12 protein-coding genes and 1 pseudogene are annotated in these 15,176 nt (G+C 59.8%); 7 read left to right on the forward strand and 6 right to left on the reverse strand.

Features of this window, described 5'->3' with window-relative positions; translation table 11 throughout:
* Nucleotides 1-349: 349 nt before the first annotated feature.
* Nucleotides 350-1,675 carry an OprD family porin gene (locus AB4N76_RS04520; protein WP_046032684.1) on the forward strand — a complete coding sequence of 442 codons (1,326 nt, stop codon included), beginning with the start codon at nt 350-352 and terminating at the stop codon, nt 1,673-1,675.
* A 423-nt stretch (nt 1,676-2,098) separates the two neighbouring features.
* Nucleotides 2,099-3,775, forward strand: a complete 1,677-nt coding sequence (locus tag AB4N76_RS04525) for an MFS transporter (RefSeq protein ID WP_046032683.1) — start codon at nt 2,099-2,101, stop codon at nt 3,773-3,775.
* Nucleotides 3,776-3,818: 43 nt separating this feature from the next.
* On the opposite strand, the gene AB4N76_RS04530 is transcribed toward AB4N76_RS04525, so the two are convergent.
* Nucleotides 3,819-4,802 (reverse strand): GlxA family transcriptional regulator, encoded by a 984-nt coding sequence (locus AB4N76_RS04530; protein WP_077432205.1) that lies wholly within the window; start codon nt 4,800-4,802, stop codon nt 3,819-3,821.
* Between the two features lie 264 nt (nt 4,803-5,066).
* On the opposite strand from AB4N76_RS04530, the gene tynA reads away from it, so the two are divergent.
* Nucleotides 5,067-7,355, forward strand: a complete 2,289-nt coding sequence (tynA, locus tag AB4N76_RS04535) for a primary-amine oxidase (protein WP_046032682.1) — start codon at nt 5,067-5,069, stop codon at nt 7,353-7,355.
* A gap of 137 nt (nt 7,356-7,492) precedes the next feature.
* Here tynA and AB4N76_RS04540 read toward each other — a convergent pair whose 3' ends face one another.
* Together AB4N76_RS04540 and AB4N76_RS04545 are read right to left on the reverse strand one after the other, a co-directional pair.
* Complete coding sequence (locus AB4N76_RS04540; protein ID WP_046032681.1) at nt 7,493-7,801, reverse strand: cupredoxin domain-containing protein; 309 nt, start codon at nt 7,799-7,801, stop codon at nt 7,493-7,495.
* A 15-nt stretch (nt 7,802-7,816) separates the two neighbouring features.
* Nucleotides 7,817-8,785, reverse strand: a complete 969-nt coding sequence (locus AB4N76_RS04545) for a metallophosphoesterase family protein (protein ID WP_077431711.1) — start codon at nt 8,783-8,785, stop codon at nt 7,817-7,819.
* A 300-nt stretch (nt 8,786-9,085) separates the two neighbouring features.
* Here AB4N76_RS04545 and AB4N76_RS04550 point away from each other — a divergent pair, with 300 nt between their 5' ends.
* Nucleotides 9,086-9,598, forward strand: a complete 513-nt coding sequence (locus AB4N76_RS04550; RefSeq protein ID WP_460164214.1) for a sigma-70 family RNA polymerase sigma factor — start codon at nt 9,086-9,088, stop codon at nt 9,596-9,598.
* Nucleotides 9,591-10,329: pseudogene (locus tag AB4N76_RS04555) on the forward strand (anti-sigma factor family protein). The gene AB4N76_RS04550 and the pseudogene AB4N76_RS04555 overlap by 8 nt, the downstream one beginning before the upstream one ends.
* A 133-nt stretch (nt 10,330-10,462) precedes the next feature.
* Here the strand turns inward: AB4N76_RS04555 and feaR are convergent.
* The 3 genes from feaR to paaY form a co-directional block, all read right to left on the reverse strand.
* Nucleotides 10,463-11,377, reverse strand: coding sequence for a transcriptional regulator FeaR (feaR, locus tag AB4N76_RS04560; protein WP_223522632.1), 915 nt, complete (start codon nt 11,375-11,377; stop codon nt 10,463-10,465).
* 85 nt (nt 11,378-11,462) lie between these two features.
* Nucleotides 11,463-12,386: a phenylacetic acid degradation operon negative regulatory protein PaaX gene (gene paaX, locus AB4N76_RS04565; protein ID WP_077431709.1), complete on the reverse strand. Its 924-nt coding sequence runs from the start codon at nt 12,384-12,386 to the stop codon at nt 11,463-11,465.
* Between the two features lie 201 nt (nt 12,387-12,587).
* Nucleotides 12,588-13,184: a phenylacetic acid degradation protein PaaY gene (gene paaY / locus AB4N76_RS04570; protein ID WP_109787283.1), complete on the reverse strand. Its 597-nt coding sequence runs from the start codon at nt 13,182-13,184 to the stop codon at nt 12,588-12,590.
* A gap of 371 nt (nt 13,185-13,555) precedes the next feature.
* Between paaY and paaF the strand changes: the two genes are divergently transcribed.
* Together paaF and paaG are read left to right on the forward strand one after the other, a co-directional pair.
* Complete coding sequence (paaF, locus tag AB4N76_RS04575) at nt 13,556-14,329, forward strand: 2,3-dehydroadipyl-CoA hydratase PaaF (RefSeq protein WP_460164215.1); 774 nt, start codon at nt 13,556-13,558, stop codon at nt 14,327-14,329.
* A gap of 53 nt (nt 14,330-14,382) precedes the next feature.
* Nucleotides 14,383-15,174 (forward strand): 2-(1,2-epoxy-1,2-dihydrophenyl)acetyl-CoA isomerase PaaG, encoded by a 792-nt coding sequence (gene paaG, locus AB4N76_RS04580; protein ID WP_046032752.1) that lies wholly within the window; start codon nt 14,383-14,385, stop codon nt 15,172-15,174.
* The last annotated feature ends 2 nt before the right edge of the window (nt 15,175-15,176 follow it).

The raw sequence follows: 15,176 nt of genomic DNA on the forward strand, positions 1-15,176 counted from the left end.
ATGGATGAAAATCCGCCCGGCCGAGTTTCAAAAACACCGACGCCCCATACCTCTGTACGACAAGCCTTATCCCTCCACGAAAATTACTTTCGCCTCGTTTGAAAATCACCTCTCGAAATGTTTTAAAGAGTTTCACAACCCATTCGACGTGACCCTTTCGAGGAGTACCGCATGACCCTGTCCTTCGGACTTTCCTGCCTGATTTAACCGTATTCCGGTCGAACCAAAAAACACGTCATCCCGACGGCCTGATGTTCAGGGTCGCTCATCGGATGCGCCCTGTTGCGCGCCGGTTTCGGGTTGGCGGTGAACCTCCAGAACAATCATAAGAATTCACCAGGAGCACCGTATGTACCAACGAGCAGTCCCCACCGCCCTCTTGCTGGCCGCCAGTTCCATGTGCGCGCAGGCAGCAGACACCGCCGCGCACGGCTTTCTGGAAGACAGTAAAGCCACCCTCTCGATGCGCACTTTGTATTTCAACAGCGACTACCGCGACGGCACCGCCGCCCCCTCGAAAACCGAAGAAGCGGCCCAGGGTTTGGTGCTGCGCTATGAATCCGGGTTTACGCAAGGCGCGGTCGGGTTCGGGCTGGATGCGCAGGCGCTGCAGGGCATCACGCTGGACAGTGGCGCAGGCCGGCATGTCGGCAGCGGCATGATCCCGACTGACGGCGACGGTGCGGCTGACGCCTGGAGCAGCTTCGGCCCGACGGCGAAGATGCGCATTTCGAAAACAGAATTTCGCTACGGCACCCTGCTGCCAAAGTTGCCGATCCTCATTGCCAACGATGCCCGGGTATTGCCGCAGTCATTCACCGGTGCCCAAGTCACCTCGAACGACATCGATGGCCTGACCCTGACCAGTGGCGTGATTGAACACGCGGTCGGCCGAGCCTCCACCGACCGTACCGGCTTGTCAGTGCCTGGCTCGACTCAGGACAGCAACACGTTCTACTACGCCGGTGGCGACTACAGCATCACCAAAGACTTGAAGGCCCAGTACTACTTCGCGCAACTGGAAGACTTCTACAACCAGAACTTCCTGGGGCTGGTCCACGTCCTGCCGATTGACAGCAAAAGCTCGCTCACCACCGACCTGCGCTACTTCAACACGACCTCGACCGGCGCCAACAGCACCGCCGCCGGCCGGGCGCAAGGTTATGGCATGTCCGGTTTCACCGAGAACAACAACGGTGAGATCGACAACAACACCTGGTCCGCGATGATCACCTATGTGAACGGGGGTCATGCGGTGTCTTTGGGGCATCAACGCGTGAGCGACGGCAGCAACTTCGTCCAGCCCAACCAGGGCAGCCTGGTGGACAAGGGCGCCGGTGGCGGCAGCGTTTACCTGCCCACGGACAAGATGATCCAGAACTTTGCCCGCGCCGGTGAGCAGACTAATTTCGGTCAGTACACCTATGACTTCGCGCCCCTGGGCATTCCAGGATTGAAAGCCTCTGTGGCGTACCTCAAAGGCACGGACATCAAGGCCCGCAACGCCAGTGACCAGTCCGAGTGGGAGCGCGACATGACCCTGGACTACGTACTGCAATCGGGCACGTTCAAGGGCCTGGGCTTTACCGTGCGTAACGCCAAGTCCAATACGGACGCCGGGCGCAACGTCGACCAGAATCGCTTTATCGTCAATTACACGATTTCGCTGCTGTAAGCACCGCCCTTTAAGGAACCCACGATCTGTAGCAGCTGGCGAAGCTTGCGTCGGCCGGTCCGCGCTCGGGCGAAGCAGTCGTAAATCCTGAGCGCGCGGACTTCCTGAAACACTGCATCGTCTGATTTTACGACTGCTGCGCAGCCGAACGCAGGCTTCGCCAGCTGCTACAGGGTTCGCTTTGGCTTGAGCATTACGAAGGTTTTCGGTTTTTTTGGGGCACTGATTTGTAGTCTGCGTGATGGCGAGTGGATATCTGCGCGAAGGTGATTATGCTTCAACTAACCCGGCACCTATCCGAGGCGGTCAGCTGCATCCAGACTTCGTGCAATTTGCAATCCGACGACATCAGCCCCAGGGCCTGGGTGCGGTAAATGGTGTGAGGTACTCCGGCCTATAACAAGAGCAAGACGGAGAACACTCATGGCCGTAATCGACAGCACAACCACGGGCAGCACGCCCAAACGCGGGATCACCAAGGAGGAGCGCAAGGTCATTTTTGCCTCTTCCCTGGGCACCGTTTTCGAATGGTACGACTTCTACCTTTACGGCTCCCTCGCCGCCATCATCGCCAAGCACTTCTTCGCGGGGGTCAATGAGACCACGGCCTTCATCTTCGCACTGCTCGCGTTCGCCGCAGGCTTCGCCGTAAGGCCTTTCGGCGCCATCGTGTTCGGTCGGCTGGGTGACATGATCGGACGTAAGCACACCTTCCTGATCACCATTGTCATCATGGGTATTTCCACCGCCATCGTCGGTTTTCTACCGGGCTACGCCACCATCGGCGTGGCAGCGCCGGTCATCCTGATCAGCCTGCGCCTGCTGCAAGGCCTGGCCCTGGGCGGTGAGTACGGCGGCGCCGCGACGTACGTGGCTGAACATGCGCCGCCCGGCAAGCGCGGTTACTTTACGTCGTGGATCCAGACCACGGCGACCCTGGGCCTGTTTCTTTCGCTGCTGGTGATTCTCGCCTGCCGCACCCTGCTCGGCACCGAAGCGTTCGAGGCCTGGGGCTGGCGGATTCCATTCCTGCTCTCGATCCTGCTGCTGATCGTCTCGGTGTACATCCGCCTGCAACTGAGCGAGTCGCCGGTGTTCAAGAAAATGAAGGCGGAAGGCAAAGCCTCCAAGGCACCGCTGACCGAATCCTTCGCCCGCTGGGGCAACCTGAAAATCGTCATCATGGCCTTGCTCGGCGGTACCGCCGGCCAGGCGGTGGTCTGGTACACCGGGCAGTTCTATGCACTGTTTTTTCTATTGCAGATGCTCAAGATCGACCCACAAACCGCCAACCTGTTGATCGCCGGTTCGCTGCTGATCGGCACGCCGTTCTTCGTCATATTCGGCAGCCTGTCCGACCGCATCGGCCGCAAAGGCATCATCATGGCCGGCTGCATCCTCGCGGCAGTGACCTACTTCCCGATCTTCCATGCGTTGACCCAATACGGTAACCCCGACGTGTTCGCCGCGCAGGAAAAGAACCCGGTGACGGTGATCGCCGATCCCGGCCAGTGCTCGTTCCAGTTCGACCCGGTGGGCAAGGCCAGATTCACCAGTTCCTGCGACCTCGCCAAGAGCGTGCTGGCGAAGAAAGCCATCCCCTACAAAAACGAGAAGGCCGAACCGGGCACCGTCGCGCAGGTCCGCATCGGCGACAAGGTGTTGCCGAGCTTCGAGGGCACCAGCCTGCCGGCCGCCGACTTCAAGGCCAGGAACGATGCCTTTGTCGCCACCCTCGGCACCGCCCTCAAGGACGCCGGTTACCCTGAAAAGGCTGACCCGGCGAAGACCAACTACCCGATGGTGTTGCTGCTGCTGACCATCCTGGTGATCTACGTGACCATGGTCTACGGCCCGATTGCCGCCTGGCTGGTGGAACTGTTCCCGGCGCGCATCCGCTACACCTCGATGTCGCTGCCGTACCACATCGGCAACGGCTGGTTCGGCGGTTTTCTGCCCACGGTGGCCTTCGCCATGGTCGCGGCCACGGGGGATATCTATTACGGGCTGTGGTATCCGATCGTGATCGCGGTGATGACGGCCGTACTCGGCACGTTCTTCCTGCCGGAAACCAAGGACCGCGAGATTCATCACACTTAAGGTGAACAACCGCCCTCTCCTGCCGGGGAGAGGGCATGGCTGTTTATTTGACGAGCCGTGTTTCCTTGGACGGCCGGTAGCCAAAATACGAGCTGTAGCACTTGCTGAAATGGCTCGGCGAAACAAACCCGCACGCCACCAACACGTCCACCTGGGACAACTCCGTGTGCTGAAGCAGTCGACGCGCTTCGGTGATGCGCAGCTCCATGTAATAGCGCTGCGGCGTGGTGCCCAGTTGCTCCTTGAACAAGCGCTCGAGCTGGCGACGTGAACGCCCGGCGTAGACCGCCAGTTGTTCCAGCTCCAAAGGTTCTTCGAGGTTGGCGTCCATCAGCTTGACCACCTCACGCAACGGCGCGCTCACGCAGATGTTTTCCGCCGGTTTGATGCGCCGGTAGCGAGATTCTTCGAAAGCCAGAATGTCCTCGATACCCTCGACCAGCGCTTTATCGTGCAGCCCCTTGATCCAGTCCAGCGCCATATGGAAAGCCCCCGCAGGGCTGGACGCCGTGAGTCGGTCCCGGTCAATCACAAAGGGCTCGCTGGTGACATGAGCAGCCTTGGAAACCTCCGCCAGCGCGGGCCGATGCTCTGGATGAATGGCGCAACGGTAGCCGTCCAGCAGGCCGGCGCTGCCCAGAAACCACGCGCCGTTCCACAGCCCGGCCAGGGTGATGCCCTGCTCTGCCGCAGCCTTGAGCACGCTGATCAGTTCATCGCTTGCCTTCAGTTCAGTCCGGTAGCCGCCACAAATGACCAGCAGATCCAGCTGTTGAAGCGCCCCCGCATTGAATCGGGCATCGGGTCGAATGACCAACCCCAGATCGCTGACCACCTCCCCGTCATTCAAGCCAAACGTGCGGGACGAGAACAATCCGGGGCGTAGCAGGTTGGACGTGACAATCGTGTCCAGCGCTTGCGTGAACGCCGGCAGCGAAAAGTGTTCGAGCAGCAAAAAACCGGTTCGCGTCAGTTGCACCGGCGCGTTGGAATGCTCATTGAGGTAGCGGAGATTTTTGCCTTTCATGCCGCCGCTGAATTGCCGTCGTTCGATCAATGTTCGACCCACTTGATTACGTTAACGTTGGAAGCCAAGACACGCATATTCATTATGCGACAGATCAGGCCAACTGGAAGCTGGCCGACGCCACGTTGTTGTTTGTGGATTAACCTTGGTCAACCGCTCATTTAGGCACGCAGAAACAGAAATCTGGCAGGAATTCACAAGAAGCCATCCACTGGCTGTAGCAAAGTGTGCTGTGCTGACACCGGTTTACCAAGGAACTCAGAAATGTTCACCTCTATTGTCTCGTTAAAAAGAAAACCATTGGCCCGGCTCGCGCTGGCCATTTCCCTGAGTACCTTCGGCTTGCCGGGTTTGATGTCTAGCGCACAGGCCCACGGCGGGGCTGCCGAGATGGTGCCGCTGCAATCGACGCTTGAAGAGTTTGGCGCCACGGTCAAATGGGACAGTTACGCCAACCTGTTCGTGATTGCCAAGGACGGTGTCTACCTCAAGGTCAAACCGGACAGCAAAGTCGCCATGCTCAACGGCAAGCGCATGGAGCTGTCGGTCCCGGTGGTGTTCAAACACGACACCGCGTACATGTCGAAGGACTTCATCAATCAGGTGTTCCAGTCCGGCCTGGATAAAACCTTTGTCGTCGAAACCCGCCCTAACCCGCTCAACCCGTTGAGCGCGGACGAAATCAAGGCAGCGGTGGACATCGTCAAGCAGTCCGAGCATTACCAACCCGGTTTTCGTTTCACCGAAGTCTCCGTCAATGAGCCGCCCAAGGATCAGGTCTGGAACTTCGTCTTCACTGGCCAGAATGTCACGCAACCGCGCCAGGCCAACATCGTGGTGCTGGACGGCAAGCACGTGATTGAAGCCTTGGTCGATCTCGACGCCAAGGCGCTCAAGTCCTGGAAGCCGATCGAAGGTGCCCACGGCATGGTCCTGCTGGACGATTTCGCCACCGTGCAGTCGGCCGTCGAGAACAGCCCCGAGTACGCGCAAGCCTTGGCCAAGCGTGGCATCAATGATGTGAAGAAGGTCGTCGCCACGCCGCTGACGGTCGGTTACTTCGATGGCAAGGACGGGCTGACGCAGGACAAACGCCTGCTGAAAATCGTCAGCTACCTCAACACCGATGACGGCAACTACTGGGCGCACCCGATCGAGGGCCTGGTGGCGATTGTCGACCTTGAGCAAAAGAAGCTGATCAAGATCGAAGACGAGGCACTGATTCCTGTACCGATGAAGCCGACGCCGTACGACGGCCGTGGCCGCAAGGGTGTGCAGGTCAAGCCGCTGGAAATCATCGAGCCGGAAGGGAAAAACTACACCATCACCGGCAACAGCATTCACTGGCAGAACTGGGACTTCCATGTTCGCCTCGATTCGCGGGTCGGCCCGATCCTGTCCACCGTCACGTACGACGATAAGGGCAAGAAACGCAAAATCATGTACGAAGGCTCGCTGGGCGGGATGATCGTGCCTTACGGCGACCCCGACGCCGGCTGGTACTTCAAGGCTTACCTGGACTCAGGCGAATACGGCATGGGTACCCTGACTTCGCCGATTGCCCGCGGCAAAGACGCCCCGCAAAACGCCGTGCTGCTCGACGCCACAATCGCCGACTACACCGGCGCGCCGCAGTCGATTCCCCGCGCCATAGCGGTGTTCGAACGCTACGCCGGCCCGGAATACAAACACCAGGAAATGGGCCAGCCCAACCTCAGCACCGAGCGGCGTGAACTGGTGGTGCGCTGGATCAGCACCGTGGGCAACTACGACTACATCGTCGATTGGGTCTTCCAGCAAAACGGCACCATCGGCATCGATGCCGGCGCCACCGGGATCGAAGCGGTCAAGGGCGTGCAGTCCAAGACCATGCACGAAGCCACGGCCAAGGAAGACACGCGCTACGGCACCCTGCTGGACCACAACATCGTCGGCACCACGCACCAGCACATCTACAACTTCCGCCTGGACATGGACGTCGACGGCGAAAACAACTCGCTGGTTGAGGTGAACCCGGTGGTGCTGCCCAACGACCGTGGCGGCCCGCGCACCAGCACGATGCAGACCGAGCACAACGTGGTCAGCAACGAACAACAAGCTGCACAGAAATTCGACCCTTCGACCGTTCGCCTGATGACCAACTTCAGCAAGGAAAACAAAGTCGGCAACCCGGTTTCCTATCAGTTGATTCCGTATGCCGGCGGCACGCACCCGGTGGCCAAGGGCGCCAACTTCGGCAAGGACGAATGGCTCTATCACCGCCTCAGCTTCATGGACAAACAACTGTGGGTGACGCGCTACGATCCGCAGGAGAAGTACCCGGAAGGCAAATACCCGAACCGTTCGGATAAAGACTCCGGGCTCGGGCAGTTCACCGCGGATAACCAGTCCATCGAAAACTCGGACGATGTGGTCTGGCTGACCACCGGCACCACGCACATTGCGCGGGCCGAGGAATGGCCGATCATGCCGACCGAGTGGGTTCACGTGCTGTTGAAGCCGTGGAACTTCTTTGACGAGACGCCAACGTTGAACCTCAACGCCCCGCAGTAACTACACACACAGAACTTGTGGGAGCGAGCTTGCTCGCGATGGCTGAGTGTCAGTCAACATCTACGTAATCTGACACACCGCTATCGCGAGCAAGCTCGCTCCACAGGGGTCCGGGGTTGTTCAAGGTATTTGCAGCATCACTGGCTAACCACAATCTTCCCAATCATCTGCGGATGCAGCGCACAAAAATATTCAAACTCTCCCGGCGTATTGAACACCCAGGAAAAGCTGTCATTGGTGTCCAGCGCCCCTGAGCGAAACACCTTGTGGGTTTCCGCCACCGTGTGCGGAATCTGGTCGTCGTTCACCCACGTCACTTTGGTGCCCACGGCCACGTTCAAATCCTTGGGCCCGAACATGAACTCCTTGATATCGATTTTCACCTCCTGAGCCCACACCGGCATCGACAGCATCAGGCAGGCCGCAGCCAACAGTCGCTTTTTCATCCGAGTATCCTCCCCCTAAACCAGTGTCGAATCGATCAGCGCCAGCGGATGATCACCCTGCGTCGCTCGCACATCGGTGATCCCCAGGTAATTGCGCAGCTGATCAGCCGCCACCGTCATCGGCCCAGGTGTCGGTGCCGCACCCGGTGCGGGTTGTGGATAAGCGGTGCCACGGGCGGTGTGGAAGGTGATATTGCCTTCGACTTTCTGGATGACCTGGTGGATATGCCCGTTCAACACCGTCACCGAACCGTACTTGCGCAGCATGGCAATCGCCTGATCGCCATCCTCGGTGCCCCAGCCCCACGGCTGATAAACCGTCCACAACGGGATATGGGTAAACACCACAATGGGCGTGCTGCTGGTCACGGCGCGCAAATCATCGGCCAGCCAGGCCAGTTGATCGGCGCCGAGGGTCGCTTCACGGCCCGCCTGGAAATTGAAGACATTCACCAGCGCAATAAAATGCACGCCGTGGTCGTCGAAGCTGTACCAGCCATTGCCTTTGGTGCCCTTGCCGTAACGCTCCAGGTAGAGCTTGCCGCCGCCCTCGTCGAGGGTGTCATGCTCCCCCGGGACGTAGTGCACGGTGGACGGCAGGCCCTTGAGCAGTTGCGCGGCCGTGTCAAATTCCTCGGGTTTGGACAGGTGGGTGATATCGCCGGTATGCAGAATCAGCGACGGTGGTTTTGGCAGCGCGATGACCTTGTCGATCGCCACCTGCAAGGTCTTCACCGGTTCCGGGTTGGCCTCCTTGTTGAAGCCGATGTGCGAGTCGCTGATCTGCACGAAGTGGAAGGTGCTGGCCAGTGCCTTGGGGTCGGAAACGTTGCCCGTCGCATCTAGGGCAAAGGCCCGGGGAATGCCGCCGCTCAAGGCCCAGATGACCCCCGCTCCGGCCCACGCCGAGCATTTCAGCAGTGTCCGGCGGTCGGGGTTGAGCGGGCCGTCGGTGCGAAGCGGGTGTCTTGATTGAATGTCCATCGGTTTTCCCTCGCTGGCGAACTACAGTGATGGTGCTGACACAAGGTACAACCCATCAGGACGGCGTTTTATTCCACGACATTGAACGTCTGTAGCCGCTGTCGAGGCACGAGGCTGCGTTGCGTGTCCGCAGGACCGCCCTTCGGGGGCCGCTACGCAGCCCAACGCAGCCTCGTGCCTCGACAGCGGCTACAGGGGGGGGGGGGGGGGGAATTGAGTTGTGTGTTGGAAAAGTTGTTTTTTTCGGGAATAAAATGCGGAGTAGCGCGGTTATAGAGGTGGGACAGTGCGGGAACCACTATGAAGCGATTTGAGGAACTGTTTGCGCCCCACCTGGACGCGGCCTACAACCTCGCGCGCTGGCTCACCGGCAACGACAGCGCCGCGCGCGATGTCGTCCAGGAAAGTGCCCTGCGCGCATTCCGCTTTTTACACCGCTTCGCCGATGGCAACGCCAAGGCGTGGTTCCTGACCATCGTGCGCAACGAAAGCTACACCTGGCTCAAGGCGTCGGCCGGGCGCCATTGGGTCGCGATCGGCGATGAATTGTCCGAAGAGGACGCCGCGCTGGGTCATGGCCAAACCCCGGAACTGCTGGCCATTCATACGGAAAATGCGGCGCTGATCCAGCAAGCCCTGTGCGCCCTGCCGCCGGCATTTCGTGAGGTGATTGTTCTGAAAGAACTCGAAGACCTGCCCTACAAGGACATCGCCCTGGTGGTCGATATCCCCATCGGCACCGTCATGTCGAGACTGGCTCGGGCGCGCGCCATGCTCAAGCTCGAAATACTGAAGTTGCACGATCATGAATGAACTCGACTGCACGGTTTGCCAGACGTTGATGCACGGCTATCTGGACAAGGAACTTGACCCGCCGACGACGGCAACGGTAGCCGGGCATTTGGCCGAGTGCGCCGAATGCGCGCGCTTGCACGATCAGGCGAGGCTGCTGATGCTCGGCGTTAAACGCCAGGCGCCGTATTACACGGCCCCGGCATCGTTGACCGCCAGTGTGTTCGCCGCTGCTGCCCCGCGCCCAAACATTGTCGAGGCGCTGGCGAACATGGTTCGCACCGGCCTTTTCTGCGGCAGCGTTGGGCCTGGCGGTGGTGCTTTATGTGGCTACGCCGGCCAGCGAGCAGCCGTTGATGGACGAAGCTGTCTCCAGTCATGTCCGCTCGTTGATGGGTGAGCATTTGAATGATGTGGTGTCGTCCGACCGTCACACCGTGAAGCCTTGGTTCACCGGCAAACTCGACTTCTCGCCACCGGTCGTCGATTACTCGGCACAAGGGTTTGTGCTGTTGGGCGGACGGCTGGATTACTTGCAGCACCAGACCACGGCGGCCCTGAGTTATGGACGGGCCAAACACATTATCAACGTGTTTATCCTGCCCACGCCGGAGGTGGACAAGCCACTACAGAGTCAGTCCATTCGTGGTTTTAACGTGGTGTCCTGGCAAGCGAATCACATGCGGTTTGTGCTGGTATCCGATCTGGAGAAAAGCGAGCTGGAGGCGTTCAGCCAGATGCTCAAACCTTGAACACACACTTATCGCCTGTGGGAGCGGGCTTGCTCGCGAAGGCGGAGTGTCAGATAACAGTGATGTCGACTGACACTCCGCCTTCGCGAGCAAGCCCGCTCCCACAGGGGGTATGCGTTGATTCAGGCAGATCTCAGGCGCGGTTTTTTCGGTACTCACCGGGGGAAATGCCAAACCGCGATTTGAATGCCGTGGAGAAGTGACTCGAATCGGAGAAGCCCCAGGAGTAGCCCAGCACGGACAGTTTCTGTTCGGTGCGCGATTGGCGCAGGGATTGGGCGCACAAGTCCAGCCGACGATTCTTGATGTATTTCGCGACCACCAGGCCCTTCTTGGCAAAGATCCGGTACAACCCTCGAACCGACATGCCAACTTCCCGCGCCAGCCATTCCGGACACAGCTCTTCGGAGCGAATGTGCTCGTCGATGCATTCCAGCGTCTTGCGAAAGATGCGCTCGTGCAAATCGTTGCTGTCTTCGGCTTGGCTGATGGCCGGGCGCAGCAGACTGACAATCGCCTCCAGCGTCGCCTCACTTTCGGGCAGGCTGAGGCTGCTCTGGCGCGAGGCATCGAGAATCAGATGGTGAGAGAGCATCGCCATCGGTGACGTTGCGGCGATCCGGTGACCGCACTTGATCTGGTTGAAGCGCAAGGATTGCTCAATCAACGGCGCAGGCAAAATCAGCGACAACTGCCGGGAGTTTTCGCTGTAGGTGAAGTCGCTGGGGCGCGAGGCGTCGATCAGGGTGATGTCACCGGCCGACAGCAACACCTTGTCGTCGCCCTGAGCCATGCCTGCCGTACCGTCGAGTTGGAACACCGCAAAGTATTTACCGCCCTCGCCCACCGCGACTTCGGCAGGTGTGCGGTACAACCGCGCCTGGCAGGCGTCGACAAAACTGAGTTTCAGCGCGCCGCTTTGGTATTCGCGAATCTGGCCGGAAAACTCATCGCCCAGGGTTTGCGCATTGAAGGCGCCGCAGATCTGGTTGATCTGATGAATCCACTGATCAAATCCATCACGGCGCTGTGCATTTGCAGAAATCATGTCGGGCCTCACGCAGGCTTATTTTTATTATCTACGCCAATCCACAGGTCCTCCCTAACCAACACACTCCCACCACAATGACGGGCTACTTCAGCCCGCCAAACCGTCGATAGAAACTTTCGCCCACGTCCGGCAACGGACCATCGGCGGTTTCCAGTGCACTGTTCAACCATTCTTCGGCTTTGGCGTAGATCAGCCGGTAAATGTTGCGGCACAACTGGCGAGCGGCCCGACCTTCCCAATCGCCGGGCAGTAACTCGTCCGGCAGTTGCGGGTCGCGCAACAGCAGCTTGCGGTATTCATGAATAAGCAGGACGCGTGCCAGGAAGCAGTCACTCGGTTGCAGGTTCTCTTGCTCGCGAAGCGCTTGCCAGAGCGGTCGGAACAGTTGAATGAACTCGCTGTAATGGGTCGCCAGTTCTTCGATGTTCCAGCTTTCGCGCACCTGCAAACGCAAGGCCTTGGAGGCCAGGACGTCCTGCACGGTGGTTTCGAAGACGATGGTCTCTTCCTGAACGCCGAGGTCGAGCAACGTGGCGTTGAGATCGTTGCGGTCACTGCGCGGACACGCCAGCACCGCCGGCGAAATCGCACCAAAACCTTGCCACTCCAGTTCTTCGCGCACCTGTTTGCGCTTGTCCTGAGTCAGTTGCGTGAGCATCACCAGGCACCAGGAACCGTCCCACGCAGGAACAGTGGAGCTGTAGACGCGTTTGAACGCCTTGTCGAATCGCCGGCGACCGGTGCCGGTGAGGCTGTAATAGCTGCGGCGCCCGACTTTCTCGGCGGTCAGCCAGCCTTCTTTGGTCAGGCGGAAAATCGACGTGCGGATCAGCCGCTCGTTGATGCCGATGGGCTCGAGCAATTGAATCAGGCTGCCCAGCCAGACCGTTCCGCCATGGGGTTCGATGGCGTCGCCGTACAAGGTAATGATCAGCGAGCTGGCGCGGATTGGCGTCTGCTCCTGGAAGCGGGTGATCAATTGGTTCAAGGGTGTCAGGGACGACATGGGCGTACCGGGCTGAAAAAAGAAAAGGAATATACCGGTTTCATATGACTCACACGTACCCGTGTAGCAGCTGCCGAAGGCTGCGTCCGGCTGCGAAGCAGTCGTAAAGCCTGAACATGCGGTGTTTCAGGAAGATCGTATCGACCCGATGGCGACTGCTTCGCAGCCGGACGCAGCCTTCGGCAGCGGCTACAGAGGCATTCACAGGGTATTGCCTTTTGGGCGAAAGCCGCTGTCATTGATGCGCGGTCGATCCGCTTCCGGCTCGGTCAGTGGCTCGCAAACTTGCATCCGCTCAAGGCAACGCTTGGCCAGTTGTTGATATTCGCGGGTGCCCGCCTGCTTCCACGCCACTTCTTCGTCGCTGAGGCCGCGCTTGACGCTGGCCGGTGCGCCCATCACCAGTGACTGGTCGGGGCATTCGAACCCGGCCTTGACGAACGCCGCCGCCGACACGAATGAGCGCGGGCCGATCCGTGCGTTGTCCATCACCACGGCGTTCATGCCCACCAGCGCATCGGCGCCGATGCGGCAACCGTGCAGCACCGCGCCATGCCCGATGTGGCCATTGCGCTCGACCACCGTGTCGCTCTCGGGGAAACCATGCATCACGCAGGTGTCCTGCACATTGGCGCCCTCCTCCAGCACGATCCGGCCGAAGTCCCCGCGCAAACTCGCCAGCGGCCCGACGTAGCAATGGGCACCGACGATCACATCGCCGATCAGTACGGCTGACGGATGAACGTAAGCGGTGGGATCAACCACCGGGGTCAAGCCATCGAGGCTGTAGCAGGTCATTGGACATTCCTTCAAGCGCAGTGCCGGGCATCTTCGCAAAGCGATGCCGATAGAGGCTCATTTTGTATCACATCACTTTTAACAGCACAAAGACAAAAATCCGTATCACTTAGTCAAGGCGCCGAATAACCGCACCTCACGCGCTGTAAACCGGGCATTAAAGCCAGAAAAACCAGTGATTACTCGTTCACAAGGCTCCCTAAGCCGCGGACTGAAAGAAACCGACCGCTCATCAATAAGACACATTAAATGAACTTTTATGTTGCTGTTGCGTATCACGTTGTAGGTATACTCAGGCAAAACCGGCCCACCGCGCCGATCCAATAATGAGCCGGCAGTACAGCCGAGCGTGCACCGTGAGGGCATCCGCCATGCCTCTAACCCTTGTTGTCGAGATCATCGAACCGGGCGTTCGCCTGATTACGTTGCAGCGCCCGCAAGCGCTGAACGCCCTGACCACCGAATTGCTCGGTGAGCTGGCCGATGAACTGAACGCCGCGCAAACCGACGCCAACACCCGCGCCGTGGTCCTGACCGGCAGCCGCAAAGCCTTCGCGGCCGGCGCCGATATCAAGGAAATGGCCGAGCGCAATCTGGTCGGCATCCTCGACGACCCGCGCCAGGCGTCGTGGCAAACCATTACCCGCTTCAACAAACCGCTGATCGCCGCCGTCAACGGCTTCGCCCTCGGCGGTGGCTGTGAATTGGCGATGCACGCCGACATCATCATTGCCGGGGAAGACGCGCGTTTCGGCCAACCGGAAATCAACCTCGGGATCATGCCGGGCGCCGGCGGCACCCAACGCCTGCTGCGGGCCGTCGGCAAATCCATGGCCATGCAAATGGTCCTGACCGGCGAGCCGATCGACGCCCGCCAGGCGCAACGCGCCGGCCTGGTCAGCGAAGTGACCCAGCCGGAATTCACCGTCGAACGCGCCTTGCAGATCGCCCACAACATTGCCGGCAAAGCACCGCTGGCGGTGCGCCTGGCCAAGGAAGCGCTGCTCAAGGCCATGGACACCGACCTGGCCAGCGGCCTGCGTTTCGAGCGCCATGCCTTCACCGTGCTGGCCGGCACCCGCGACCGCGACGAAGGCATTCAGGCCTTTCAGGAAAAGCGCACACCGAACTTCACGGGCCAGTAATCACCCCGCCCTTTTTACAAAAAAGCGAACGACCTCCAGAGAGCGCCATGACCATGAACTTCGAACACATCCTGTTTTCCATCGAGGCCGGTGTCGCCCTGCTCAGCCTCAATCGCCCCGAGCAACTGAACAGCTTCAACGCGCAGATGCACGGTGAAGTCAAAGAAGCCCTGAAGCAGGTTCGGCAAAACCCGGACGTACGCGTTTTGCTGCTGACCGGTGAAGGTCGCGGCTTCTGTGCCGGGCAAGACCTGGGCGATCGCAATGTGGCGCCGGGCAATGCCGCGCCGGACTTGGGCGAGTCCATCGAGAAGTTCTACAACCCGCTGATCCGCCAATTGCGCGACCTGCCAATGCCGGTGATCTGCGCGGTCAACGGTGTGGCCGCTGGCGCTGGCGCCAACATCCCGCTGGCCTGCGACCTGGTGTTGGCGGCGCGTTCGGCGAGCTTCATCCAGGCCTTCTGCAAACTTGGCCTGATCCCCGATTCCGGTGGCACCTGGACCTTGCCGCGCCTGGTCGGCATGGCCCGCGCCAAAGCCCTGACCTTGCTCGGCAATCGATTGAGCGCCGAACAGGCCGAGCAATGGGGCCTGATCTACCGCTGCGTGGACGACGCCGAACTGCGTAGTGAAGCGCTGACACTGGCCCGTCACCTCGCCACGCAACCGACCTACGGCCTGGCACTGATCAAACGCAGCCTCAATGCCAGCCTGAGCAACACCTTCGACGAGCAGCTCGAGCTGGAAAAAGACTTGCAACGCCTGGCCGGGCGCAGCGAGGACTACCGTGAAGGCGTCAGCGCCTTCATGGAAAAACGCAGCCCAAGCTTCAAGGGGCGCTGAGT

The sequence above is a fragment of the Pseudomonas sp. S2_F03 genome, assembly GCF_054668335.1.